Source organism: Hymenobacter miniatus, from assembly GCF_016427455.1.
GTDB classification, from domain to species: domain Bacteria; phylum Bacteroidota; class Bacteroidia; order Cytophagales; family Hymenobacteraceae; genus Hymenobacter; species Hymenobacter armeniacus.
The window spans coordinates 260,809-284,923 of sequence record NZ_JAELXR010000005.1; the positions used below are offsets into that span (position 1 = coordinate 260,809).

General features: G+C 62.3%; 22 protein-coding genes. 10 read left to right on the forward strand and 12 right to left on the reverse strand.

The features are described from left to right. Positions 1 to 43 precede the first annotated feature (43 nt). Positions 44 to 2,638 carry a M14 family metallopeptidase gene (locus JAO73_RS10075; protein WP_198976930.1) on the forward strand — a complete coding sequence of 865 codons (2,595 nt, stop codon included), beginning with the start codon at positions 44 to 46 and terminating at the stop codon, positions 2,636 to 2,638. A gap of 77 nt (positions 2,639 to 2,715) precedes the next feature. On the opposite strand, the gene JAO73_RS10080 is transcribed toward JAO73_RS10075, so the two are convergent. Further along, entirely contained in the window at positions 2,716 to 3,066 is a 351-nt protein-coding gene (locus tag JAO73_RS10080) for an MmcQ/YjbR family DNA-binding protein (protein WP_198976931.1), read from the reverse strand. 15 nt (positions 3,067 to 3,081) lie between these two features. Beyond that, positions 3,082 to 3,255 (reverse strand): DUF6728 family protein, encoded by a 174-nt coding sequence (locus JAO73_RS10085; RefSeq protein ID WP_190922237.1) that lies wholly within the window; start codon positions 3,253 to 3,255, stop codon positions 3,082 to 3,084. 161 nt (positions 3,256 to 3,416) lie between these two features. On the opposite strand from JAO73_RS10085, the gene JAO73_RS10090 reads away from it, so the two are divergent. Then, complete coding sequence (locus JAO73_RS10090; RefSeq protein ID WP_198976932.1) at positions 3,417 to 3,890, forward strand: nuclear transport factor 2 family protein; 474 nt, start codon at positions 3,417 to 3,419, stop codon at positions 3,888 to 3,890. Positions 3,891 to 3,893: 3 nt separating this feature from the next. Here the strand turns inward: JAO73_RS10090 and JAO73_RS10095 are convergent, their stop codons facing one another. Together JAO73_RS10095 and ispG are read right to left on the reverse strand one after the other, a co-directional pair. Continuing rightward, positions 3,894 to 4,250: a hypothetical protein gene (locus JAO73_RS10095; RefSeq protein WP_198976933.1), complete on the reverse strand. Its 357-nt coding sequence runs from the start codon at positions 4,248 to 4,250 to the stop codon at positions 3,894 to 3,896. Between the two features lie 24 nt (positions 4,251 to 4,274). Continuing rightward, positions 4,275 to 6,263 (reverse strand): (E)-4-hydroxy-3-methylbut-2-enyl-diphosphate synthase, encoded by a 1,989-nt coding sequence (gene ispG / locus JAO73_RS10100; protein ID WP_198976934.1) that lies wholly within the window; start codon positions 6,261 to 6,263, stop codon positions 4,275 to 4,277. Between the two features lie 142 nt (positions 6,264 to 6,405). Here ispG and JAO73_RS10105 point away from each other — a divergent pair, with 142 nt between their 5' ends. Together JAO73_RS10105 and JAO73_RS10110 are read left to right on the forward strand one after the other, a co-directional pair. Further along, entirely contained in the window at positions 6,406 to 6,885 is a 480-nt protein-coding gene (locus JAO73_RS10105; protein WP_198976935.1) for a TlpA disulfide reductase family protein, read from the forward strand. 38 nt (positions 6,886 to 6,923) lie between these two features. After that, positions 6,924 to 7,532 carry a thioredoxin family protein gene (locus JAO73_RS10110; RefSeq protein ID WP_198976936.1) on the forward strand — a complete coding sequence of 203 codons (609 nt, stop codon included), beginning with the start codon at positions 6,924 to 6,926 and terminating at the stop codon, positions 7,530 to 7,532. A 66-nt stretch (positions 7,533 to 7,598) separates the two neighbouring features. Here the strand turns inward: JAO73_RS10110 and JAO73_RS10115 are convergent, their stop codons facing one another. The 3 genes from JAO73_RS10115 to JAO73_RS10125 form a co-directional block, all read right to left on the reverse strand. Continuing rightward, positions 7,599 to 8,573 carry an NAD(P)H-quinone oxidoreductase gene (locus JAO73_RS10115; protein ID WP_198977058.1) on the reverse strand — a complete coding sequence of 325 codons (975 nt, stop codon included), beginning with the start codon at positions 8,571 to 8,573 and terminating at the stop codon, positions 7,599 to 7,601. A 102-nt stretch (positions 8,574 to 8,675) separates the two neighbouring features. Beyond that, entirely contained in the window at positions 8,676 to 9,203 is a 528-nt protein-coding gene (locus JAO73_RS10120) for a PAS domain-containing protein (protein ID WP_198976937.1), read from the reverse strand. A gap of 35 nt (positions 9,204 to 9,238) precedes the next feature. Beyond that, positions 9,239 to 9,604, reverse strand: a complete 366-nt coding sequence (locus JAO73_RS10125) for a hypothetical protein (protein WP_190922231.1) — start codon at positions 9,602 to 9,604, stop codon at positions 9,239 to 9,241. A 193-nt stretch (positions 9,605 to 9,797) separates the two neighbouring features. On the opposite strand from JAO73_RS10125, the gene JAO73_RS10130 reads away from it, so the two are divergent. Continuing rightward, complete coding sequence (locus JAO73_RS10130; RefSeq protein ID WP_198976938.1) at positions 9,798 to 10,376, forward strand: hypothetical protein; 579 nt, start codon at positions 9,798 to 9,800, stop codon at positions 10,374 to 10,376. Between the two features lie 123 nt (positions 10,377 to 10,499). Here the strand turns inward: JAO73_RS10130 and JAO73_RS10135 are convergent, their stop codons facing one another. Then, positions 10,500 to 12,689, reverse strand: a complete 2,190-nt coding sequence (locus JAO73_RS10135) for a glutamine synthetase III family protein (RefSeq protein WP_190922229.1) — start codon at positions 12,687 to 12,689, stop codon at positions 10,500 to 10,502. 244 nt (positions 12,690 to 12,933) lie between these two features. Between JAO73_RS10135 and JAO73_RS23375 the strand changes: the two genes are divergently transcribed. Further along, complete coding sequence (locus JAO73_RS23375) at positions 12,934 to 14,796, forward strand: LTA synthase family protein (RefSeq protein ID WP_198976939.1); 1,863 nt, start codon at positions 12,934 to 12,936, stop codon at positions 14,794 to 14,796. Positions 14,797 to 14,844: 48 nt separating this feature from the next. Then, positions 14,845 to 16,179: a tRNA (N(6)-L-threonylcarbamoyladenosine(37)-C(2))-methylthiotransferase MtaB gene (gene mtaB, locus JAO73_RS10145; protein ID WP_198976940.1), complete on the forward strand. Its 1,335-nt coding sequence runs from the start codon at positions 14,845 to 14,847 to the stop codon at positions 16,177 to 16,179. A 175-nt stretch (positions 16,180 to 16,354) separates the two neighbouring features. Here mtaB and JAO73_RS10150 read toward each other — a convergent pair whose 3' ends face one another. The 3 genes from JAO73_RS10150 to JAO73_RS10160 are packed head-to-tail and all read right to left on the reverse strand — an operon-like array spanning position 16,355 to position 19,294. Further along, the gene (locus tag JAO73_RS10150) at positions 16,355 to 17,143 is read right to left on the reverse strand and encodes a helix-turn-helix transcriptional regulator (RefSeq protein ID WP_198976941.1); all 789 of its coding nucleotides are present in this window, start codon (positions 17,141 to 17,143) and stop codon (positions 16,355 to 16,357) included. A gap of 45 nt (positions 17,144 to 17,188) precedes the next feature. Beyond that, positions 17,189 to 18,043: a hypothetical protein gene (locus JAO73_RS10155; RefSeq protein WP_198976942.1), complete on the reverse strand. Its 855-nt coding sequence runs from the start codon at positions 18,041 to 18,043 to the stop codon at positions 17,189 to 17,191. A gap of 12 nt (positions 18,044 to 18,055) precedes the next feature. Then, positions 18,056 to 19,294, reverse strand: coding sequence for an ABC transporter permease (locus tag JAO73_RS10160; protein ID WP_198976943.1), 1,239 nt, complete (start codon positions 19,292 to 19,294; stop codon positions 18,056 to 18,058). A gap of 155 nt (positions 19,295 to 19,449) precedes the next feature. Here JAO73_RS10160 and JAO73_RS10165 point away from each other — a divergent pair, with 155 nt between their 5' ends. From JAO73_RS10165 to JAO73_RS10175, 3 genes are all read left to right on the forward strand, one after another. After that, positions 19,450 to 20,727: an asparagine synthetase B gene (locus JAO73_RS10165; protein ID WP_410504990.1), complete on the forward strand. Its 1,278-nt coding sequence runs from the start codon at positions 19,450 to 19,452 to the stop codon at positions 20,725 to 20,727. Between the two features lie 177 nt (positions 20,728 to 20,904). Continuing rightward, positions 20,905 to 21,693, forward strand: a complete 789-nt coding sequence (locus JAO73_RS10170; RefSeq protein WP_198976944.1) for a phosphatase PAP2 family protein — start codon at positions 20,905 to 20,907, stop codon at positions 21,691 to 21,693. Between the two features lie 147 nt (positions 21,694 to 21,840). Further along, on the forward strand, positions 21,841 to 23,691 hold the full coding sequence (locus tag JAO73_RS10175) for a glycoside hydrolase family 2 protein (RefSeq protein WP_198976945.1): 1,851 nt from the start codon (positions 21,841 to 21,843) through the stop codon (positions 23,689 to 23,691). A 23-nt stretch (positions 23,692 to 23,714) separates the two neighbouring features. On the opposite strand, the gene JAO73_RS10180 is transcribed toward JAO73_RS10175, so the two are convergent. Beyond that, positions 23,715 to 24,014, reverse strand: coding sequence for a hypothetical protein (locus JAO73_RS10180; RefSeq protein WP_198976946.1), 300 nt, complete (start codon positions 24,012 to 24,014; stop codon positions 23,715 to 23,717). Between the last annotated feature and the right edge of the window lie 101 nt (positions 24,015 to 24,115).

Consider the following 24,115-nt stretch of genomic DNA (forward strand, 5'->3'; position numbering starts at 1 on the left):
GCTTCGCGGCGCGCTTTTTTGCTCTCCTATTTTCTTTTTATTGATGATTTCATTTCTAACCCACCCAGCGGCAGCTCTGCGCCACCGGTGGTGCTTACTGGGTTTGCTGCTGAGCATCGGCCTGAGCAGCCGCGCCCAAACATCCGATGCCGCCGGCCCGCTCCTGTCGCCCGACCAGTTCCTCGGCTATAAGCTCGGTTCGCAGTTCACGCCGCACGCCGAGATGCTGCGCTACGTGGCCCACGTGGTGGCCCACTCGCCCGGCCGCATGAAGCTGGTGCCCTACGGCAAAACCTACGAAAACCGCCCGCTGGAAGTGGTGCAGATTGCCAACGCCGACAACTTCGGCAAGCTGGAAGATGTGCGCCGCAACAACTTGCGCCTGGCCGGCCTGGAAAGCGGCAGCGCCCAGCGCCAGCAGCCAGCCGTGTGCTGGCTGAGCTACAACGTGCACGGCAATGAGGCCGTGAGCTCCGAAGCCGTGATGCAGGTGCTCTTCGACCTGGCCAACCCGCAGGACCAACAAGTGCAGGACTGGCTGAAAAACACCGTCGTCATCGTCGACCCCTGCATCAACCCCGACGGCCACGACCGGTACGTGAACTGGTACAACCGCGTGCGCAACCAGAGCCCCAACGCCAATCCCGATTCCTGGGAGCACCGCGAACCCTGGCCCGGCGGCCGCTTCAATCACTACTATTTCGACCTGAACCGCGACTGGGCCTGGCAAACCCAGCAGGAAACCCGCCAGCGCATCGCCCTCTACAACCAGTGGCTGCCGGCCGTGCACGCCGATTTCCACGAGATGGGCCCCAACAACACGTATTATTTCTCGCCCGCGGCCAAGCCCTACCACGCCGACATCACGCCGTGGCAGCGCAAGTTTCAGGGCATCCTGGGCGACTACAACAAAGTGGCCTTTGACAAGAACAACTGGCTGTATTTCACCCGCGAGGTGTACGACCTCTACGCGCCCACCTATGGCGACACGTGGCCCAGCTTCAACGGTGCCATCGGCATGACCTACGAGCAGGGCGGCGGCCCCGCCGGTGGCCTGGCTTTCGCCCGCCTCGACGGCGACACGCTGACGCTGACCCAGCGCATTGCCCACCACCACGCTGCCAGCCGCGCCACTATCCAAGCCACCGCTGAGCGGCACGACGACTTGCTGCGCGAGTTCCAGAGCTACTTCGCCACGGCCCGGAGTAAGCCGCAGGGCGACTACAAAACCTACGTGCTGTCGGCCGGCAACGACCCCGGCCAGCTCCGCGCCTTCACCCAATACCTCGACCGCAACCAGATTCAGTACGGTTTCGCCAGCAAGCGCAGCAAAGCCAAGGGCTACAACTACGCCACCGGCAAAACCGACAACGTGCAGGTGGAGCCACGCGACGTGGTCATCAGCATGTACCAGCCCAAGTCGACGCTGGTGAAAGTGCTGTTCGAGCCCACGTCGCAGCTAGAAGACTCGCTCACCTACGACATTACCTCTTGGGCCCTGCCCTACGCCTTCAATCTGAAGGCCTACGCCCTGCCCGGCCGCCTCGACGCCTCGGGCGCCGCCCCCAGCCAGGCCATGGTGAAGGGCAGCGCTGCCTCCGCCGACCGCCCTTACGCTTACCTGGCCCGCTGGAACAGCTTGCAAGACATTCGTTTCCTGAGCCGCCTGCTGCAGCAAAAAGTGAAGGTGCGCTACGCCGAAAAAGCATTTGAGTCGGAAGGCCAGCAGTACGCGCCCGGCACCCTTATCATCACCCGCACCGGCAACGAAGGCCTCGGCGCCCGCTTCGACCAGCTGGTGCGCGCCCAGGCCGACTCGGCGGGCACCGCCGTCGTGGCCGTGAAATCGGGGTTCTCCACCACGGGCCGCGACCTGGGCTCCAGCACGGTGCACTTCGTGAAGCAGCCCAACGTGGCCGTGGTGGCCGGCCCCGGCGTCGACCCCACCGCGTTTGGCGAGGTGTGGCACTTCTTTGAGCAGCAGCTCGGCTACCCGCTCACGGTGCTGGGCGCCGACTACCTCAGCCGCGTGTCGCTGCAGAAGTACGACGTGCTGATTCTGCCCAACGGCAACTACAGCGACATCTACTCAGACCGCGCCCTCGAAGGCCTCAAGGCCTGGGTGCGCGACGGCGGCCGCCTCATTGCCCTGGAAGGCGCTGCCAAATTCCTGGCCAACAAGAAGGACTTCCTGCTGAAAACCAAAGCCGTCGACTCGGTGGCCGTGCGCAAAGCCAACCAGCAAAACCCCTACCGCCTGCTGCGCCGCTACGGCGATTCGGAGCGCGAGGAAGCCGAAGAAGCCGTGCAGGGCAGCGTGTACCGCGTGCAGCTCGACAACACCCACCCGCTGGCCTTCGGCTACGGCAGCAACTACTTCGCCCTCATCCGCAACCCCTTGGGCTACCGCTTCCTCGATAAAGGCGGCTGGAATGTGGGCGTCATCAAGAAGGACAGCTACTCGGCCGGTTTCGCCGGCACCAAAGCCCGCAAGGAACTCACCGACACCTTCGTGGTGGGCACCCAGGACCTGGGCCGCGGCTCCGTGGTGTACTTGGGCGACAACCCGCTTTTCCGCGCCTTCTGGCAAGGCGGCAAGCTGATGTTCGGCAACGCCGTGTTCTTAGTAGGACAGTAGTCTACAGCCCACGAAAAAGCCCCGCCGGATTGCCGGCGGGGCTTTTTCGTGGGCTGTAAAGACGCAAATATGCGTCTCTACATTTCCAAAGCCGCCTTAACCGCCTTGGGAAGGGAGGCCCTGACCAGCTCATACGAATGGTCAATCAGCTCGCGCAACTGGCTTTCCGGAGCGCCGGTGCCGATGAGCACCGTATTCCAGTGCTTCTTGTTCATGTGGTAGCCGGGCAGCACGTAGTCGTGCGCCTCACGCAACTCCTCGGCCCGCTCGGGGTCGCACTTCAAGTTGATGCTGCCGAAAGTGTCGATGTCGGTGAGGGCAAACACTTTGCCTCCTACTTTGAACACCAGTGTTTCGGGGCCGAATGGGGTTTCCTCGGTCACGCCCGCTTTCAGCAGGCAGTAATCGCGGAAGTCTTCAATGTTCATCGGGCCGTCCGCGAGTTAGAGCACGTAGCGGAACAGCATCACCACCAAACACACCAGAAACATCGCCAAGCTGAGCTTATTGATGAAGTGCATGGTCTTCAGGTTGAAATTGGTTTTGCGGTTCGGGTCGTTGCCGCGGAAGAAATAACCGAGGGCAGGACCGAAGTTGAAGAGGTTTTTACCGTTCATAGCGGGGCAAGTTTGGGTTCGGAAAGATAACACCGGGCGGGCCAGAATGATTTGCGGCAAGTTCGGATTTGCCAGGTAAAACACATTAAACATCAACCCACTGCGCTGGCGTGCAACCTGCGCCCGGGCTCATCGCCTATACTCCCGCAACCCCAGCCATTATGACCCGATTCGCTACCTCCCTCCTGCTCGCCGCTGTGCTTTCAGTGCCAGCCCTCGTCGCCCAGGCCCAACAAGCGCCTTCCGAAACGGAGGCCGTGAAGCAAACCGTCACCACCTTTTTCGACGGCATGCGGCGCGGCGACAGCACCCTGGTACGCCGCACGCTGGCGCCTGGTGCGGTATTTCACGGCATCGGCGGCCGGCCCGGCCAGCCCGTGGCGCTGCAAACCGAAAACATCAACGGCTTTCTGAAAGCTGTGGGCACGCCGCACGCCGAAGTCTGGGACGAGCGGATAAAATTCGAGCAGGTGCTGATTGACGCCAACCTGGCCAGCGTGTGGACGCCCTACGAGTTTTACATCGGCAGCAAATTCAGCCACTGCGGCTATGACTCGTTCCAATTGGTGAAGCTGGCCGACGGTTGGAAAATCGCGCACATTATCGACACGCGGCGGAAGGAGAAGTGTAGGTAAGAACTAGACTTCTTGAATGGACAATTTCCTGCAATTGATACGCAGTGCTTCTAAATGGTCAATTTCAAGGCAAAAGGCCAAGCCAGTTTCACTTGGCAATAAATCACAATCGTTAAAATTGTCTATTCGATAATTAAGGTTGCTCCGACGCTCTTTCTGCAGGATTTTGCGAATGCGTTGGTCCATGCGCCATACGGTTTCGGCATTCATAATGCCGGAAAATATCAACTTATAGTGGATTTCAGGCTTACTGTCAATAGCGCCCTTCGTAAGGCAAACTACCAATCTAGCAGTATCCCTGACAAAGGAGAAGTCATTCACCCAAGCGTCGTGTAGAGTAGGCAAAATGACCTTTTTCATTGATTCACTCCAAGAAGCATTCACCTACGCCCCCACGGGCTCCTCAACTACCTCCTTCTCAATCCAGCGGCCGTCCTCGCGCATGAGTTCGATGAGCTCATCTACTGCGGCTTCTTCGGGCACCGATTTCTTGATGACTTCCTGGCCGCGGTAGAGGGAGATTTTGCCCTTGCCCACGCCCACGTAGCCGTAGTCGGCGTCGGCCATTTCGCCGGGGCCGTTCACGATGCAGCCCATGATGCCGATTTTGATGCCCTTGAGGTGGTCGGTGCGCTTGCGAATCATGGCCGTGGTTTCCTGCAGGTCGAACAGCGTGCGGCCGCAACTGGGGCAGCTGATGTATTCGGTCTTGCTCATGCGCGTGCGCGCCGCCTGCAGGATGCCAAACGACAGCTGATTCAGGCCCTCGATGGTGGTGAGCCATTCGGTTTTGCTGCGTTCGGGCAGCAGCTCAGTGCTCAGCACGAGGCCGTCGCCGAGGCCATCGAGCAGCAGCCCGCCGCCGTCGGTGGCGGCATACAGTTGCGTTTCTTCGGGCGTGAGGGCCGGAAACTGGCGGTTGATGATGACGGGGCAGGTCACGCCGGCATTCATCAACTCGAAGAACGCGCGCCGGATTTCCGGCATGGCGTGGGCGTTGTCGGTGTGCAGAATCACCACGGCGGTGCTGTCGGCGCGCAGTTGGTCGAGCACCGGCTGGGTCAGCGAAGCCAGGGTTTGAAACACAAAGTTCAGCTCCGGGTGGCGGGTGGGTGCCCCGGCGAATTCGGCCGGCGTGAAGACCGGAAAATGGTCGGCGCGCTGGCCGGCGTCGCGCCAGGCGGTGTAGTCCACTATTTCCTTCAGGCCGTTGGGCAGCATAAAGGGCGCCGGCCGCTGGCCGGTGTACACATAGTCCGCCCCCAGGTCCGACATCTGAAACTTGTCGAGAAACGCCGAATACAAATGCCCGGCGGCGCGCAAGTCGGCATACTCCAGGTTGGGCAGGCGCGACACATCGGTGATGACGCGCGGCACGTTCTGGCCGCCGAGGTTGGCCACCTCGCGCGTCACGCGGCGGAAATATTGGAAGGGATTGATGGGCTCCTCGCCCACTAGCGGCGCAATGGGCCTGGCCAACGCCGCCCGGCCGGTGTAGCGGTCAATCAGCGCTTTGGCCACCGGTGCCTCGGCCTCGGGCGCCTCGGTCAGGCTCACGCGCACGGTATCGCCCAGGCCGTCCTCGAGCAGCGTGCCGATGCCCACGGCGCTCTTGATGCGGCCGTCTTCGGCCTCGCCGGCCTCGGTCACGCCCAGGTGCAGCGGGTAGGGCTGCAGGCCTTCTTCGTCCAGCTTTTGCACCAGCAGGCGGTAGGCCTGCACCATCACCTGGGTGTTGCTGGCCTTCATGCTCAGCACCACGTCGTAGTAGTTTTCTTCCTCGCACAGGCGCAAAAACTCCAGCGCCGATTCCACCATGCCCAGCGGCGTGTCGCCGTAGCGGCTCAAAATCCGGTCACTCAGCGAGCCGTGGTTGGTGCCGATGCGCATGGCCGTGCCATGCTGCTTGCAAATCTTCACCAGCGGCCGAAACCGCTCGCGGATGCGCTCCACCTCGGCCGCGTACGTGGCGTCGGTGTATTCAATCTCCTCAAATTTCTTTTTGTCGGCGTAGTTTCCGGGGTTCACGCGCACTTTCTCCACGATGCGGGCGGCCAGCTCGGCCGCGTTGGGCGTGAAGTGAATGTCGGCGATGAGGGGCACGTTGCAGCCGCGCTTGCGCAGCTCCTTCTTGATTTCCAGCAGGTTTTGGGCCTCTTTCATGCTGGGCGCCGTGATGCGCACGTACTCGCAGCCGGCCTCCACCATGCGCAGCGTTTGCTCCACCGAGCCCAGGGTGTCCATGGTGTCGACGGTGGTCATGCTCTGCACCCGAATGGGATAGTCGCCGCCCATGGGCAGGCCGCCGATGTTGACTACGCGGGACACGCGGCGCTTGTACTCGGTCAGGCTGGGGCAATACGTTTTGTTCATGAAGCAAAAACTACGGTCAGAAGGCGAAAGTTGCGCCGTCGCACAAAGGTAAAGCCGGCCGCGCGCCTTAGGCTGCCGCAACTTCGCGCCAGGGTTTGCTGTCTATCAACCAATCACAGGAATCATTACACCGCCGTTTGCTTTGAAAGCTCTTCTCCTTGCTTTTGCCCTGCTCACCGCCGCCCCCGGCTTCGCCCAGCAGGTAGCCGTCATCAAGTTTCCGGACCTGCAGAAGCGGCTGGCGCGGCCCACCGACACCACGTACGTGGTCAATTTCTGGGCCACCTGGTGCGCGCCCTGCGTGAAAGAACTGCCCCACTTCGAGCAGCTGCGCGCCGCCAACACGGGCCGCAAAGTGAAAGTGCTGCTGGTGAGCATGGACTATGCCTCGCAGCTTGATAAAAAGGTGAAGCCCTTCGTGAAGCAGCGCGGGCTCAAGTCAGAAGTGGTGCTGCTGAACGAATCAGACCCGAATAGTTTCATCGACAAAGTGGACGCCAAATGGTCGGGCGCGCTGCCTTTCACGCTCATTGTCAACAACAAAACCAAGCGGCGCCTTACATTTGAAAAAGAGCTGTCGCAAGCCGAGCTCACGGCCGCCTTGCAGAAAGTCCAGCAATAATTCGTTCCCATTTCTCACTTTTTACCTGCTCAACCGCCATGAAAAAGCTCCTGCCTTTCCTCACCCTCTGCTTCGCGTTGCTGCTCAGCGGCTTCGTGAGCCGCCCCGCCGCCGACGGCTACCAAGTGGGCGACAAAGCCGCCGACTTCAAGCTGAAAAACATCGACGGCAAAATGGTGTCGCTGGCCGACAACAAAGCCGCCAAGGGTTACATCGTGGTGTTTACCTGCAACACCTGCCCTTTTGCCAAAGCCTACGAAAGCCGCATTATCGACCTGAACGCCAAGTACGCGCCCAAAGGCTATCCCGTGGTAGCCATCAACCCCAACGACCCGGCCGTGGCCCCCGGCGATTCCTACGCCGACATGCAGAAGAAGAAATACGCCTTCCCCTACCTCGTGGATGAGTCGCAGCAAGTGGCCAAAACTTACGGCGCCACCCGCACGCCGCACCTCTACGTCCTCACCCGCAAGGGGGCCGATTTTGTGGTGTCCTACATCGGCGCCATCGACGACAACTCCGAAGACCCCAGGCTGGTGAAAACGAAATACGTGGAAAACGCCATGACCGAAATCCTGGCCGGCAAGCCCGCCACCACCAATTCCACCAAAGCCATTGGCTGCACCATTAAGTGGCGCCGGGCGTAATTCTTGCTTCCCATCGCGCTAAAAAGCCCGTTCCGCATTGTGCGGAACAGGCTTTTTGCTTTTCGGCTAGTGGCCCGTTTCCAACAGTATTTTCCCAATGTGCGCGCTGCTTTCCATCAGCCGGTGGGCCGCTGCGGCTTCGGCCAGCGGGAAAGTGGCGTAAATAACCGGCCGGAACTTCCCCGCGGCGATTAGCGGCCACACGTGTTTTTCTACCTCCGCGGCCAGCGCGGCTTTGAAATCGGCCGAACGAGGCCGCAGGGTGCTGCCGGTGATGGTCAGCCTTCGGCGCATCACATCCAGCGCGCTGAACTCGCCCTTGCCGCCCTGCATGGCATTGATGAACACCAGCCGGCCGTCGTCGTTCAGCAGCCGCAGGTTCTTGGCCGTGTAGTCGCCGCCTATCATGTCGAGAATCACGTCCACGCCCTCATCGTTGAGCACCTGCTCGAAATCTTCGACCTTGTAATTAATGGCCCAGTCGGCGCCCAGCTCGCGGCAGGCGCTGCACTTGGCTTCGTCGCCGGCCGTGGCGGCCACGTGGCTGCCCAGCGCCCGCGCCAGCTGAATGGCCGTGGTGCCAATGCCACTGCTGCCGCCGTGTACCAGCAGCGTTTCGCCGGGCTGCAGCTGGCCCCGCTGAAATACGTTGTGCCACACCGTGAACACGGTTTCGGGCAAGGCGGCGGCCTCGGCCATGCTCAGGCCGGCAGGCACGGGCAAGCAGTGGCGGGCGTCTACGGCCGCGCATTCGGCGTAGCCACCGGCGGGCAGCAGCGCGCACACGGCATCGCCGGGCTGCCAGCGCGTGACGTGCGCGCCGCACGCTTCCACGACGCCGGCTATTTCCAGGCCGGGCACGAGGCCGCTTACGTCGCCGCTGCCGGCGTATTTGCCTTGGCGCATGAGCACATCGGGCCGGTTTACGCCGGCGGCGTGCACGCGCACCAGCACTTCGTGCGCGGCTGGTTGCGGCTGAGGCTGCTGCCGCATGGCAAGCACTTCCGGGCCGCCGGGCTGCTGAATCACAATGGCATTCATCAAAAGGGCAAAGAACTGGTGGTGAAACAAGGAGGCTAGTCCTGACATAAACGCAAAACGGCTCCGAAGAGCCGTTTTGAAGAAGGTCAATGCTTGAGTGACCTATTTTTGGCCTAGCTGCTGGCGCAACGACTGCACTTCGCGCTCCAGGTCCAGCGTGCGGAACATCACTTTGGCTTCGAGGTCGGAATAAGCGGCTTCCAGTTGCTCGCGCATCTGGCGCTGCTCCTGGATGTCGGTGCAGGTACCGAACCAAGCGACGATTTCGCCATCGGCCCCGCGACGCGGCAAGGCCTGGCCCAAAAACCACCGGTACGAGCCGTCTTTGGCCTTGAAGCGGTATTCGATGCGGTAGTAGTCGCCGGTGGCCAGCGAATGGCCCCACACCTCACGGGCGCGGGCGCGGTCGTCGGGGTGCAGCAGGTTGTTCCACATGTCGGGGCCCACGCTGTCGGCCAAGTCGTAACCAGTGAAATCAATCCAACGCTGGTTGAAATAGGTATGAAAGCCGGTATTATCGGTAATCCACACCAGTTGCGGAATCATATCGGCCAGAAACGTGAACTGTTCGGGCCCCACCAACCCTTGGGCGGCGGCAGCAGAAGAGGAAGCAGCGGGCGAAGTACTCACGAACGAGAGAAATGAGGGTTCGAAAAGGGAAGCAATCAAGCGCGGTCGAGCTGCATTTCCATGCCCGACGCGAAGTATAGGTTCAACTGGCTGCGCAGGCCGTCGGCCGAGCGACGCAAGCGCGTCACCAGGGCCCGGGTGGCCTCTTCGGGCAGCTCAAAGCTCAGATAGGGCCGGTTCAGAATTTCATCGCGCATCACGGCCCAATGGCCGGTTTGCGGCTCACCGGGCGGTATGGGCTTGGCTTCCAGTTGCCCAGGGGCCAGCACCAGGCGCACGGCCTGCGCCAGGGGACTGCGCGGGTCGTTGTGGTTCAGCACGCGGTTGGCAACCTGCCATTCCCCTCCGAAATAGTCGTCGGGTAGTTGTTGTAAGTTTATATCCAGCAGCAAATCAGACATACAAGAGAGAAAACGCGGCCCTGGGCCGTAGTCTAACAAGCAACTAGTGTCGAGGTTTTAACTGCCGGCTGCGAAGCCTGGGATTATTTCACCTGCGCGCACTTTTGCTTACTGTGCGGCTTAACCACAATTTGCGGGCCAGCGTTCCTTACCCAAGCAACTATTCCGGACCGGTCTCGTTTCGCACTCAACCATGTTAAAACCCCGTTTTCTGCCGGCGCTGCTGGGCGCCGCTCGTTTCACCGGCCTGGCCGCCTGGCAAACCGGTCGCCTGTTTCGCCAGCTCGCCGCCCGCGCCCTCGACAGCGTGCAGGACGTGCTGCGCGCCGAAGTCGAAAAAGGCAACCTCAAACTGGTGGCCGATTTCCTGGCCGATAAGGCCCTGCCTGCTGCCCGCGTGCTGCTGCTGGAGCAGATGACCGTGCGCCTGCTCGTGCGCCTGGGCCTGCGCGGCGCCCTGGCGTCGAATGTGGTGGGCTGGGTGCTGCCCTTCGTGATTGAGAAACTGATTGCCGTGGGCCGCAGCAGCGGCCTGTTCGACAAGCTGCTGGCCAACGCTACCGTGAGCGAGGCGGTGGACAAGCTCGATGAGCTGCGCCGCGCCACCTGGAAAATGCTCGTGCCCGACCCCGGCAGCAGCGCCGAAGTGCTCGACGAAGAAGCAGACGCCTTGGCGCCCCGGCTCCCCCTCCTGCTGGCCGCCCCGGCCAACGAACCAACAAGCGCCAAATCAGTTCGGAAATCCACGAACAAGGCTCAAAAAGAAGCCTGACTTTACCGCAATCGTTTGCGGCGAGTTCCCAAAAAAAGGCACCCCACGGAGGTACCTCTTTCCCAATCGGGGCGCGGCGAGAATTCCCACCCAACACCGGACCCGATTCCGTCCCGAGCTGAATTACCGGCTGAACAACAGTTCGCGGTACTTCACCAAGGGCCAGTCCTCGTCGGCCACCATTTGCTCGAGCTTGTCTACGGCGCGGCGAATGGGGTCGAATTTCGGTTTTACTTCTTCGCAGTACGCCACGGCTAGCTCGCGGGCGTCTGCGATTTTATTGGCTTGTTTGCGGGCCTCCGTCATGGCGTCGGCCGTGGTTTTGATGGTGGCCACGTGGCGCGAGATGGCTTTAATCATCTCTACGGTTACTTGGCTGTGCTCGTCGTCGAGGCCCAGCTCGCGCAGGCCGCGCACGTTGTTGATGAGTTTGGTCTGGTATTGTAACGCAGTCGGGATGATATGGTTGATGGCCAAGTCGCCCAACACGCGGCTTTCAATCTGAATTTTCTTCATGTACTCCTCCAGCAGGATTTCGTGGCGGGCATGAAGTTCGACTTGGGAGAAGATGCCGTGGCGGGCAAAAAGTTCCTCCGCGTCTTCGCGAATGAAGGCATCAAGCGCTTGCGGGGTGGTGGCAATGTTGTTGAGGCCGCGGCGGGCGGCTTCTGCCTTCCATTCGTCGGAGTAGCCATTGCCCTCGAAACGAATGTTTTTGGAGGAAATGACGTATTCGCGCAGCACTTCCACAATGGCCACTTCCTTTTTCTTGCCCTGGTCAATCAGCGCATCTACCGATTCCTTAAAGTCGATGAGTTGGTCGGCAACGATGGTGTTGAGCACCGTCATGGCCGACGAGCAGTTGGCCGACGAGCCCACGGCGCGCAGCTCAAACTTGTTGCCGGTGAAGGCAAACGGCGAGGTGCGGTTGCGGTCGGTGTTGTCGAGCAGGATGGCCGGAATCTTGTCGATGCCCAGCTTCAGGTAAATGTTGTCGCCTTTGTCGAGCGGCAGTTTGGCGGTGCGTTCCAGCTCGTCAAGCACCGAGTCCAGCATCGACCCCACAAACACCGACATGATGGCCGGCGGGGCCTCGTTGGCGCCCAGGCGGTGGTCGTTCGAAGCCGAGGCAATGCTGGCGCGCAGCAAGTCGGCATGGCGGTGCACGGCCTTGATGGTGGTGATGAAGAAGGCCAGGAATTGCAGGTTCTCCTTGGGACGGCGGCCGGGGGCGAGCAGGTTCACGCCGGTGTCGGTGCTCATTGCCCAGTTGTTGTGCTTGCCGCTGCCGTTCACGCCGGCGAAGGGCTTCTCGTGCAGCAGCACTTTGAAGTTGTGCCGCTCGGCCACGCGGTCCATCACGTCCATTAGCAGCTGGTTGTGGTCCACAGCCAGGTTGGCGTCCTCAAAGGTGGGGGCGCACTCAAACTGGTTGGGGGCTACTTCGTTGTGGCGCGTGCGCAGCGGAATGCCGAGCAGGTTGGCCTCCTCTTCAAACTCCAGCATGAAGCCGTGCACGCGGGCCGGAATCGAGCCGAAGTAATGGTCGTCGAGCTGCTGACCTTTGGCCGGGGTGTGGCCAAACAGCGTGCGGCCGGTCATCACGAGGTCGGGGCGGGCGTCGTACAGCGCCTTGTCAACCAGGAAGTATTCCTGCTCGATGCCGAGCGTGGTGTTCACGCGGCTCACGTCTTTGTCGAAGTACTGGCAAACCTCCACGGCGGCCTTTTCCAGCACGCCTAGCGACTTCAGCAGCGGTGCTTTAAAGTCGAGTGCCTCGCCGGTGTACGCCACGAAAATGGTGGGGATGCACAGCGTCTTGGCGCCTACCGTTTCGATGATGAAAGCGGGCGAGGTGGGGTCCCAGGCGGTGTAGCCGCGGGCCTCGAAGGTGTTGCGGATGCCGCCGTTGGGGAACGACGAAGCATCGGGCTCCTGCTGCACAAGGGCCGAACCCTTGAAGTTTTCAATCGGACGACCGTCGGAATTCAGGTCGAAAAACGAATCATGCTTTTCGGCGGTGGCGCCGGTGAGGGGCTGAAACCAGTGGGTGTAGTGGGTAGCGCCCTTGGCCATGGCCCAGGTTTTCATGGCCGAAGCCACGGCGTCGGCCACGTTGCGCTCCACAGTAGCGCCCTGCTTGATGGCCGCCTGCAGCTTTTTGAAATAGTCGCCCGGCATGGTGGCGCGCATGGCCTCCAGGTTGAACACGTTCTGGCCGTAGCTGTCGGAGCGACGGGCGGCAGCGGGCACCACCGTGATGGGGCGGCGCTGGTTAACGAGTTCGAGGGCTTTAAAGCGAAGGGTGGCCATATGCGAAAGTACCGACGGGAGAATTGAAAGGTTAGTAACGAATCTGAAGTCAAAGGTAAAACATGAAACCTTTTCTTGGCTACTTACCCCCTAATTTTTGAGACACCTTTTCTAAAATTGCACTGATTTTTATTTTTAGACCCTGTTTTTTCACACCTATTTACTCATTTATCCACTTGATGTGCTCGAGCTGTCAATCTGCAACCGTTCTGCATCCCTTTAGCGGCTGGGCTATCTTTGCGGGGTGAAAAACCGCTTTGCGTTTCAGCCGCGCTACTTTTTGTTTTGGCTGCTGTTTTTTGGGGTGGGTCGGGCCTTGTTTTTGGGCTACCAACATGGGGCGACAGCGCAGTTGTCCATCGGCACGCTGCTGGCCACGTTTGGGTACGGCCTGCGGCTTGATGCTTCGGCGGCGGCCTATGTGTCGGTGCTGCCCTTTTTGCTATTTGTGATGGCAAGTGTGCTGCCGCAACTGCCCATTGGGCGCATTATCGGGGCTTATTCGATGGCGATTGGCGCGTTTCTGGCCTTTTTGATGGTGGCCGACCTGGAACTGTACCGCGCCTGGGGCTTTCGACTCGACGACACGCCCTTGCAATACCTGAACTCGCCCGGCGAAATGGCGGCCTCGGCGGGCAGCGCACCCCTGGCGCTGCTGCTGGCGCTGCTGGCGCTGCTGCTGGTAGGCGGGCGGTGGTTGTATAAGAAGGTGGTGGGGCCGGTGGCGCCGCAGCCGGCGTGGTTTGGGCGCGGGCGAGCGGTGCTGGCCAGCCTACTTTACGCTGCGCTGCTGGTGGTGCCCCTGCGCGGCGGCACCCAGCAAATTCCCGTTAACCAGAGCGACGTGTACTTCTCGCGCATCCCGTTTGCCAACCACGCCGCCCTGAACGCGCCCTGGAACCTGATGAGCGCGCTGGTGCTGCGGGCCGAGGAAAAGCCGCTGGCCCCGTTTATGCCCGACAGCACGGCGCGCCGGCTGGTGGCCGGGCTGTACCCGGCTGCGGTGGGCCAGCCAGTGCCCGCCGATTCGACGGCTTCCATTTTACAGGAGCCGCGGCCCAATGTGTTGTTCATCATCCTCGAAAGCTTTACCGGTAAGCTGGTGGGCAGCGTGGGCGGCGAAAAGGGCGTGACGCCGACCCTCGACAGCCTGGCCCGCACGGGGGTACTGTTCAACAATATTTTCGCGGCCGGCGACCGCAGCCAGAAGGGCTTGGTGTCGCTGCTGTCGGGCTATCCCAACCAGCCCACCACCAGCATCATCAAGTTTCCGCGCAAAACCGAGCACCTGCCCCACCTCTGCCGCTCACTCATGGCGGCCGGCTACCACTCCAGCTATTACTACGGCGGCGAGCTGGCGTTTGCCAACATGAAAAGCTACCTGCAAACGGCCGGCTACGAGCACCTCACCGAGCGGGCCGACTTTGCCGCCGCGCAGCAGAACTCCAAATGGGGCGCCCACGACGGCGCGCTGTTCGACCGCATGCTGGGCGACCTGCCCACGCTGCCGCAGCCGTTTTTCGTCACCGCCTTCACCCTGAGCAGCCACGAGCCGTTCGACGTGCCCATGAAACCCACGTTTCCGGGCGCGTCCGAAACGGACCTGTTTCGCAATTCGGTGTACTACACCGATTACACCCTTGGGCAGTTCCTGCGCGCGGCCCGGCAGCAGCCCTGGTACGCCCACACCCTGCTGGTGCTCGTGGCCGACCACGGCCACCCGCTGCCCGGCCACTCCGCCAACCAAAGCCCGGCCAAGTTTCATATTCCGCTGCTGCTGGCCGGGGGCGCCCTCCGGCCCGAAAGCCGCGGGCAGGTTATCACCACCCTGGGCTCGCAGACCGATGTGGCGGCCACGCTGTTGCAGCAGCTTGGGCTGCCGGCCACTCCGTATGTATGGAGCCGTAACCTGCTGGCGGTGCGTCCCACGCCGTTTGCCTTCTACACGTTTAACAACGGATTTGGCGCGGTTTCGCCGGCCGGTGCGGTCACGTTCGACAACGTGAGCCGGCACACCTGGGAGCGCGACGTAAACGTGACCGACGCGCAGGTAAAACTGGGCCAGGCCCTTGAACAAGTGTCGCTCGAAGACTTTGCCCGCCGCTAGCCACGGCCGGCGGCGCATTCTGGCCCCCGGCCGTACCTTTGCGGCGCTATGCCTACCCCCCAATCCGTTGCCTTTTATACCCTCGGCTGCAAGCTGAACTTCTCCGAAACGTCGGCCATCGGCCGGCAGTTTGAAGAGAAGGGCTTCCAAAAAGTAGCCTTTGAGACCGGGGCTGACTTATACGTTATCAACACCTGCTCCGTCACGGACCACGCCGACCGCAAGTGCCGGAAAGTGGTGCAGCAGGCCCTCAAGCACAATCCGGAAGCCTTCGTGGCCATCGTGGGCTGCTACGCGCAGCTCAAGCCCCAGGAGATTTCGGAGATTCCCGGCGTAAGCGCCGTGCTGGGCGCCGCCGAGAAGTTTCAGCTCGTCGACATCCTGGCCGATTTCAAGAAGCCTGCCGCTGGCCAGCCGGGCGCGGTGCACGCCTCCCCCATTTCGGAAGCCACCGAATTCGTGGCCGCGCATTCGTTTGGCGACCGCACCCGCACGTTTCTCAAAGTGCAGGACGGCTGCGACTACTCCTGCTCGTTTTGCACCATTCCGCTGGCGCGGGGCGGCAGCCGCTCGGGCAGCGTGGCCAGCGTGGTGGAACGCGTGGAAAAATTGGCTGAAACCGGCGTAAAGGAAATCGTGCTCACCGGCGTGAATCTCGGCGATTTTGGCCTGCAAGGCCCCGAGCGCGAGCGCCGCGAAGACTTTACCCAGCTGGTGAAGGCCCTTGACGGGGTAACCGGCATCCGCCGCTTCCGCATCAGCAGCTGCGAGCCCAACCTGCTTACCGACGACATTTTGACCACGGTGGCGGCGTCGGAGCGGTTCATGCCGCACTTCCACATCCCGCTGCAAAGCGGCTCGGACAAGATTCTGGGCCTGATGCGCCGCCGCTACCGCCGGGCCCTCTACGCCGGCCGCGTGGCCCGCATCAAGGAACTGATGCCGCACGCCTGCATTGGTGTCGACGTGATTGTGGGCTTTCCGGGCGAAACCGATGCCGACTTCCTCGATACCTACCAGTTCCTGAACGAGCTGCCCATCAGCTACCTGCACGTGTTTCCTTACTCGGAACGGCCCGATACGCTGGCGCCTTCCCTGCCCGGCCGCGTGCAGGACCGGGTGCGCCACGAGCGCACCACGCAGCTGCGCAGCCTGTCGGAAAAGAAAAAGCGCCACTTCTACGAGCAGCACCTGGGCCTCGAAACCGACGTGCTGTTTGAAGACGACGTGACCGATGGCCGCATGGAAGGCTTTACGCCCAACTACATCCGCGTGGCGGCCAAATACGACCCTCTGCTGGTGGGCGAAATGAAGAAGCTACGCCTCACGGCGGTAAATGCCTTGGGGCTGATGGAAGCCGAGGAAGTAGGCATTCTCGTCTGAACCACGGATTCGGGCGGATTTATCGGATTGCGCGGATTTTGTGGACGGCACATTTTCTTGGAGCAATTCGTGTTAACGAAAAAGCAAAAGGCCACTCGAATGAGTGGCCTTTTGCTTGGGTATAGCTCCGTGCACAAAATCCGTGCAATCCGACAAATCCGCCCGAATTCGTGGTTCAGACCATGGCCTGCCTTGCCATGGCCAGCATCTCGCGTAGCATTTGCTGCTGCTCCAGCAGGTGCTGGTTGCGCATCTCGGCCATTGCCAGTTGGTGCTGCAGGTGCTGGGCGTGCAGGGCCGCCGCAACGAAAGCCTCGGGATTGGTAGCGGGAGCAGCCGCGGGGGCCGCAACCGGATTGACTTGCGGCTCCGCGATGGGTTGCGGGGAGGCGCTTGCGGCCCGCCGCTCCGGTTGGGAACTGATTTCGGCTGCGGGGGCTGCCTGGGGAGCTGGTGCGGCCGGATGCTCGGCAGCTGCTGCGGGTGCATTCTGGTGAGAGTGAATTGCCTCGTTCAGGGCCGGCGCGGCGACACGGACGGGCTGCTGGGCTGCCGACGCCAGCGCCAGGGTGGCGGCAATTTCGGCGGGCTGCAGGCGGCTGCCGGCCACGCCGGGCCCAGCGCGGCGGCTGGCCGGTGCTTCAATGTCGGTCAGGTCGATGGGCTCAAGGGGCGCTTCGACCGTGGGAGATACGGCCTGGGGGGTCGGCTTTGGAATGGGCTCGCCGCCCACCAGCATGGGGCCGCGGCCCAGCAGGAGCCAGTCTCTTGAGACATTTGGGTAGACCTCGAATACCTTGCACAGCAGGTCGTAGCCGGGTTTGTTGCGGCCGTCGATGAGGTGCTGCACCACGCTGGCGGTTTTGCCCAGCGAGATGGCAAAGCTGTTTTTGGTGAGCCCGAACTGCTGAATGAGCTGGGCGAAGCGCTGGTCAATGGTTTCGGAAGCGGGAATGGCCACCATGTTGCACAAATGAGGTTTGTGCAAATGTATAACATTCACCCAACCTCACTTCGCTTTCGGCGGCCGGGCCCTGGCAGCCACGGGCAGCAGCGCTCCTCGCGGTTGCACCCTCGAATAGGGAAAGCGGTAGGTATTGTCGGCCTCTAAGTTCAGGAGGACGTGCGGTAGCATGCGCTCGTAGTAGAGCCGCAATTCGGTCGGGGTGAGGGCGAAGCTTTCCAAATCGGGCTCGGAGGCCCGGGCTTCTTCGGCGGGTCCGGGGTCGGACTGGAACCGCACGCGCTTCGCCGTCTCATCCCAATGGAAATTTTCGGCCACGATTTCGAAATCAGTGGAGTCCCCTGCATCGCGCAGTTCGGCCATGGTTTCGCCCAAGCGGCGGCTGATGGCTCCGTGCATGCGGCGCGTCAATTGCGCGGGCGGGTCGGCCACCAGGTCGGCCAGGGCCAGCTGGCGGCCCGTGCGCAAGTCGAAGGTGGCGTGCCGGGCCTGCTCCCAGGTATAGGCGCCCGTGAATTCCTGCGAATACTCGATGGACAGCAAGCCCTGCTGATTCAGCAACACGGTGTAGTCGCAGCCCGTGAGGCCCTGCCCGGCCGTGTTCCAGCCCAGCCCGTTCTCGCCGTCGTAGCAACAGGTCCGCTCGGCTTGCCGCAGCTGCTGGCGCACGCTCAGCGCGGGGTTGGTTTCGCCGCCCAGCACCAACGCCACCAAGCGGCGGTTGATGCGCGCGGCCACCGCGGCATCGCCCAGCTGCACCTGCGGCACGTTGAACCGGTTGGCCGGCCGGCCTTCCGTGACCGTGGCAATGCGTGCCTGCGCGGCCCCCGCCACGGCTTGCGCCCAGCCGGGAGCGGCCACGGCCCAAAGCCACGCGACTAGCAGCCATTTCTTCAGCATGTTGCCCCTGCCCTATTCGTAGCGCAGCGAATCGATGGGGTCGAGCGCCGCGGCTTTGCTGGCGGGGTAATAGCCCGAGGCCAGCCCCACGCCCACGCAGATAACCAGGCCCAGAAACATCCAGAACCACGGCACGAAGAACGAGCCGGCCCCGATGAGCTTGGCCACGCCGTTGCCGCCCAGCACCCCCAGGATGATGCCCAGCGTGCCGCCCAGCAGGCATATCACAATGGCTTCGATGAGGAATTGCTGCCGAATCTGCACAGCGGTGGCCCCCAGCGCTTTGCGGATGCCGATTTCGCGCGTGCGCTCCGTCACCGACACCAGCATGATGTTCATGAGGGCAATGCTGGCCCCCAGCAGCGTGATGAAAGCCATGATGCTGCCCCCCACCTTCACCTTGCCCGAAATGGAATCAAGCGTAGACGCCAGCGACTCGCTGCTTTCCACCGTGAAGCTGTCTTCCTGGCCCAGCTTGTCGTGGCGCACGGCGCGCATCTTGCCGGTGGCCTGGCCCATGAGGAAGGACAGCGTGCCGGGCTTGTCGGTGGCGGTTTTGATGTCGTATGTAAGGGCGCGCTGGCGCGGCATCTGGTTGCCGGTTTCGAGGGGCAGCAGGGCCAGGCGGTCGGCGCCGCCCCCGCCCATGCTGCCGCCGCTTTTTTCGAGCAGGCCCACTATCAGGAAGCGCCGGCCCAGGGCCGACACGTACTGGCCGATGGGGCTTTGCTTGGGAAACAGCTTTTGCTTGATTTCGTCGCCCACAATCAGCACGTTGGCGCCGGTGTTGAGCTCGGTTTGGGAGAAGGTGCGCCCTTCGGCGAGGTTGTAGCCCTGAATTTTGAGGTAGTTTTCGTCGCCGGCGGTCACCTGCATGTTGGGGTTGGTCTTCACGCCGTTGGCCTTCATTTCGGCGGCACCGGAGATGAAGGCCGACACGCCCACCTGGGCCTCGTCGCCCATGGCTTTTTTGTAGAGTTTGGCTTGCAAAAAGTCGATGGGCGGGTACTGCTTGCCCTGCACGCCGCCACGCCGGGAGCGGTTGGTGTAGCCCTTGGCGTGCAGCTCAAAGGAATTGGCACCCAGGCTGGCGAAGGTTTCGGACAGCGAGCTTTTCATGGCGTCGATGCTGGTGAGGATGCCCACCAGCGCAAACAGCCCGATGCTGAGGATGAGGGCCGTGAGGACGGTGCGCAGCAGATTGGCGCGGATGGAACGGAAAGCTTCGCGAACGTTTTCGAAAGGGCTCATGGCAAGGGTGTTGTAGCACATGCTTCGGCTTGTGCCTTTCTTCAAGCGCAAGCGAAAGCATGCGCTGCAAGCCCAAAGTTCGGCGGCCGGCGCCTAACTTGAACCACAGGCGCCGCAACCTCGTTGCGGACATGCGTTTCTTTTGCTAAAATCTTATGCTGCTCAAGCGTTTTTTCTTGTTTTGGCTGATGGCGGCGGCCGGCGTGGCCGCCCCGCTGGCCGCGCGCGCCAACCACGTGTTCATCCCCATGGACAACACCCAAAAAGAGGCCCTCAAGGCCTACGGGGTGGCGTTTTGGCTGCTGCAGCGCGAGGTGCCCGTCGACTGGCTGCTCAACTACCGCGGCGGCTCGTTTGCCTTCGAAACCAGCTCGGCGGCTGAGAATGAGCTGGCCGTGCGCGGCGTCACGTTTCAGGTCATCAGCGAAGCGCAGTACACCGGCATCCTGCAGGAAATAGCCGACCCCAACGCCAACATGGACGTGATGAAGCTGGAGAAGGTGCCCAAAATTGCGGTGTACACGCCCAAAGGCAAGCAGCCCTGGGACGACGCCGTGACCATGGTGCTCACCTACGCCGAAATTCCTTACACCCAGATTTACGACGACGAAGTGCTGAAGGGCGAGCTGCCCAAGTACGACTGGCTGCACCTGCACCACGAAGACTTCACGGGCGAATACGGCAAGTTCTACGCCACCTACCGCAATTACCCCTGGTACCAGCAGCAGGTGCGCGACGCCGAAGCCGCCGCCAAGCGCAACGGCTTTGCCAAGGTGAGCGTGATGAAGGGCGCCGTGGCCACCAAAATGCAGGAATTCATTGCCGGCGGCGGCTTTTTGTTTGCCATGTGCTCGGCCACCGACAGCTACGACATCGCCTTGGCCGGCCTGGGCATCGACATGGTGGAAAGCATGTACGACGGCGACCCCGCCGACCCCAGCGCCCAATCCAAGCTCAACTTTAACCGCTGCCTGGCTTTCCAGAACTTCCAGCTCAAAACCAACCCGTTTGAGTACGAGTACTCCAACATCGACATGCAGCCCGGCGAGCGGGGCTTGGGCGAGCAGAACGACTATTTCCAGCTCTTCACCTTCTCGGCCAAGTACGACCCGGTGCCCACCATGCTGTGCCAGAACCACGAAAAAACCATTCACGGCTTCATGGGCCAGACCACGGCCTTCCGCAAAAGCCTCGTGAAACCCGATGTGGTGATAATGGGCGACACCAAACAAACCGGCGAGGCGCGCTACGTGCACGGCTCGCTCGGCAAAGGCACCTGGACGTTCTACGGCGGCCACGACCCCGAAGACTACCAGCACCTGGTGGGCGAGGAGCCCACCGACCTGGCCCTGCACCCCAACTCCCCCGGCTACCGCCTCATCCTGAACAACATCCTTTTCCCGGCGGCCAAGAAAAAGAAGCAAAAGACCTGAGCCGCGCCCGAAAGCAGTCCAAAGCCTCTGCCCCGTCAGGCAGAGGCTTTTTTGTGCCCGGCGGGTGGCCGCGTCAGACCGGCTGCTCAAGGGGAAAAGCCTTCCACTCACCGGTTTTTGTTTCGTTTCGGGCGCGGCCGTGTGTAGATTTAAAATCCACATCCAGGTCCTGCTTTTATGTTGATTCGGTTGCGCTTGCTTTTGCTGCTGGCCGGGTGGCCGTGCATCCAGGTCGCCGCCCAGGCTCCCACCCGCCCATTGCCCGATTCGGTAACGGCCCGGCCCGCCGGGCACCTGCGCGCGGCTCTGTTGCGCGTGGCCGTGCCGTCGGTGGCCATTGGCGTGGGCGTGCTGGCCCACAAGCCCACCTTCAACCAAACCCTGTGCAAGGCCAAGCAGGACCTGCAGGAAGAAACGCAGGAGGTTTTCAGCGGCTTCGACGCGCATGGCCTCGACGACTACACGCGCCACGCGCCCCTGGCTCTGGCCTACGGGCTGATGGCCACCGGCCACCAAGGCGTGCGCACGCCGCTGGGCTTCACGCTCATCTACCTGGTGGCGCACGAGCTGGACCAGGGCGTGGTCAACCACCTCAAGCGCATCACCGCCGAGCCCCGGCCCTACAACGCCCAGGACCTGAGTTCGTTTCCGTCGTCGCACACCTCGCAGGCCTTCCTCACGGCCACGCTGCTGCACGAGCAATACGGCCGCCAATACCCCTGGGTGAGCGTGACCGGCTACGCCGTGGCCACTGCTACCGGCACCATGCGCGTGCTCGGCAACAAGCACTGGGCCACCGACGTGCTGGCCGGCGCCGCCATCGGCTTCCTCTCGGCCGAAACGGTGTGGCACGCCTACCCGGCGCTCACCAAACTGCTGCCGCAGCGGCTGGCCCACAAGCTGCTGCTGGTGCCCACCTACGCCCCCGGCGGCGGGGCCGGGCTGGCCATGGGCGTGCAGCTGTAGCCGCAGCGCGACGGCCGACTTGCAAGCCGCCAATGCCGCAGGCGGTTTGTCATTCGATGGGTTGGTGTGCATCATTCTGATGAGTATGCCCGTTAGCAGGGGTATGTCAGGCACAGCTTATCTCGCTGCGCCCCTACCCTTGCCCGCATGGAGGACCTGAACCCATCCAACTATTCACTCTCGGCCAGCCGGCCCGAAGAGGAAACACCCGAGGATTTTACCAATCCCCTACCCCGCGCCGTGCTGCGCATGAGCAGCCACGTGCTGCTCGACGGCCAATGGAAATTTGCCCACGATGCGGAAGACGTGGGCCTGCGCGACGACTGGGCCCTGGGCCACAACTACGAGCACCTGGCCCAGTGGCCCGGCTCGGTCGAAGCTCATTTGGCCGAAGTGCGGGGCCAGCAGGACGGCGCCGCCTGGCACGACAAAATTGTGGTGTGGTACGAGCGCGAGTTCAACCTGCCCGAAGTAGCCGAACCCCAGGCGCGCTCCCTCATTCAACTCACGTTTGGGGCCTGCGGCTACGAAACGCGGGTGTGGCTCAACGGCCAGCCTCTGAGCACCATTGAGGGCGAAGACGTGCACTACGGCGAGTACACTTCCTTCAGCTACGAGCTGAATGAGGAAAACCTGCACCTCGTGAACCGCCTCACCGTGCGCATCGTGGACACGATGGACGCCGAGACGCCCCGCGGTAAGCAGGAATCGCACGTGTACAAGCGCGGCGGCATTTGGTACCAAACGTATACCGGCGCCGTGCGCAGCGTGTGGCTCGAAACCGTGGAGCGCAACCGCCTGCGCTCGCGCGTGGGCGTGGTGAGCGTGGTGGAAGACCAGCTGGTGCGCTTCAACCTGACGCTGCGCATTCACGATGCCGGCGACTACCTCATCCGCCTGCAGGTCTTCGACCCGCTCACGTCCGACCGCACGGCCCCGCTCGCCTCCTCCGACTTTCCGCTGCACCTAGAACCCGGGCAGTGGCAGCAGCGCGTGGTGCTGGAGGTGCCCGGCGCCGAGCTCTGGAGCCCCGAGGCGCCCAACCGCTACCGCTTGGTGGCCTGCCTAATCGACGCCGATGGCTACGCCGCCCAGATTGAAACGCTGTTTGGGCTGCGCAAGATTGAGGCGCGCGGCCGCTACGTGTACCTCAACAACCAGCCCACCTACCTCGACGGCATTCTCTACCAGCCCGGCCAGGCCACGCTGGAAGAAATGCAACGCCACATGCACGCCATGAAAGCCCTGGGCTGCAACCTGGTCCGTGTGCACATCGCCGGCATCGACCCGCGCATCTACAATCTGGCCGATGAGCTGGGCCTGCTGCTGTGGGTGGAAGTGCCCAGCCCGCACAGCTCCACCCCGCGCAGCCGCGAAAACCACCGCGCCGAGCTGCTGCGCCTCGTCACGCTGAGCGAAACCCACCCCAGCATCATCATCTGGAGCCTCTACAACGAGGACTGGGGCGCCCAGGACATTGCCACCAACCCCGAAACGCGCGAGTACATCGTCGACACCTACCACTTCATGCAGATTGCCTATCCGCAGTTTCTGGTGGTCGACAACGACGGCTGGCACCACATTTCCTACACCGGCCGCCTGAAATCGGACCTGCTCACGGCCCACCTCTACACCCCCGACCTGGCCCGCTGGCAGGAGCTGCTCGACCGCTTGGTGGGCGGCCAGATGGACGGCACGGCCGCTTTCCCCCTGGTGGTGGGCGACCCGTTCTTCTACCGCCGCCAGGTGCCGCTGATTGTGAGCGAGTGGGGCGGCTTTGGCTTTTCGGATTACGGCGGCCCGGCCGACGCCGAATCCCGCACCAACAGCATCAAGGCCTTTAAGCAGGAGCTGCGCACCCGCCCCATTGCGGGCGACGTGTACACCCAGGCCACCAACATCGAAGACGAGCGCAACGGCCTCATCGACCCACACACCGGCGCGCTCAGCGTGCCCGAAGGCTTGCTGGCCTCGCGCCAGCTGGAGTTTTTGCAATAAGCAGCTACGGCCGCCCGGAGCCGCTAGTGGCGCCGGGCCTGCGCGGGGGGCGCCGTCAGCGTGGCCGTCACTTTCCAGGTGAGGCGGCGGGCGGTGTCGCTCACGCGCAAATCGGTGACGATGGTGCTGGGCACGGTGCTGCTCACCGACGACGGCAACACCACCAGCGAGGCAACTTCGAGGTACTGGCGCTGGGGCGGCACTTTGGCGGCGCCCGGCACCAAGAGCTCAAACACGACTACCTCCTCGGCCTCGGGCTGGCCGTCGGGAAACGCCCGGGCATCGGCAAGGAGTGAACGGTTCGCAGAGTCGAGGTTTTGCATATAGATAAGGTAAACAGTGTAAAATCTTTAGATTACTGCCAGGGGCATGCCTGTAAATATGTGGGAAAAATGTCGAATAATTGCAAGCCGAAAAAGCAGAT

Coding starts and splice junctions, on each gene's coding strand:
- JAO73_RS10075 (WP_198976930.1), top strand. CDS start 44: ATGATTTCATTTCTAACCCACCCAGCGGCAGCTCTGCGCCACCGGTGG.
- JAO73_RS10080 (WP_198976931.1), bottom strand. CDS start 3,066: ATGAACATTGAAGACTTCCGCGATTACTGCCTGCTGAAAGCGGGCGTG.
- JAO73_RS10085 (WP_190922237.1), bottom strand. CDS start 3,255: ATGAACGGTAAAAACCTCTTCAACTTCGGTCCTGCCCTCGGTTATTTC.
- JAO73_RS10090 (WP_198976932.1), top strand. CDS start 3,417: ATGACCCGATTCGCTACCTCCCTCCTGCTCGCCGCTGTGCTTTCAGTG.
- JAO73_RS10095 (WP_198976933.1), bottom strand. CDS start 4,250: ATGAAAAAGGTCATTTTGCCTACTCTACACGACGCTTGGGTGAATGAC.
- ispG (WP_198976934.1), bottom strand. CDS start 6,263: ATGAACAAAACGTATTGCCCCAGCCTGACCGAGTACAAGCGCCGCGTG.
- JAO73_RS10110 (WP_198976936.1), top strand. CDS start 6,924: ATGAAAAAGCTCCTGCCTTTCCTCACCCTCTGCTTCGCGTTGCTGCTC.
- JAO73_RS10115 (WP_198977058.1), bottom strand. CDS start 8,573: ATGAATGCCATTGTGATTCAGCAGCCCGGCGGCCCGGAAGTGCTTGCC.
- JAO73_RS10125 (WP_190922231.1), bottom strand. CDS start 9,604: ATGTCTGATTTGCTGCTGGATATAAACTTACAACAACTACCCGACGAC.
- JAO73_RS10130 (WP_198976938.1), top strand. CDS start 9,798: ATGTTAAAACCCCGTTTTCTGCCGGCGCTGCTGGGCGCCGCTCGTTTC.
- JAO73_RS10135 (WP_190922229.1), bottom strand. CDS start 12,689: ATGGCCACCCTTCGCTTTAAAGCCCTCGAACTCGTTAACCAGCGCCGC.
- mtaB (WP_198976940.1), top strand. CDS start 14,845: ATGCCTACCCCCCAATCCGTTGCCTTTTATACCCTCGGCTGCAAGCTG.
- JAO73_RS10150 (WP_198976941.1), bottom strand. CDS start 17,143: ATGGTGGCCATTCCCGCTTCCGAAACCATTGACCAGCGCTTCGCCCAG.
- JAO73_RS10155 (WP_198976942.1), bottom strand. CDS start 18,043: ATGCTGAAGAAATGGCTGCTAGTCGCGTGGCTTTGGGCCGTGGCCGCT.
- JAO73_RS10160 (WP_198976943.1), bottom strand. CDS start 19,294: ATGAGCCCTTTCGAAAACGTTCGCGAAGCTTTCCGTTCCATCCGCGCC.
- JAO73_RS10165 (WP_410504990.1), top strand. CDS start 19,450: ATGCTGCTCAAGCGTTTTTTCTTGTTTTGGCTGATGGCGGCGGCCGGC.
- JAO73_RS10170 (WP_198976944.1), top strand. CDS start 20,905: ATGTTGATTCGGTTGCGCTTGCTTTTGCTGCTGGCCGGGTGGCCGTGC.
- JAO73_RS10175 (WP_198976945.1), top strand. CDS start 21,841: ATGGAGGACCTGAACCCATCCAACTATTCACTCTCGGCCAGCCGGCCC.
- JAO73_RS10180 (WP_198976946.1), bottom strand. CDS start 24,014: ATGCAAAACCTCGACTCTGCGAACCGTTCACTCCTTGCCGATGCCCGG.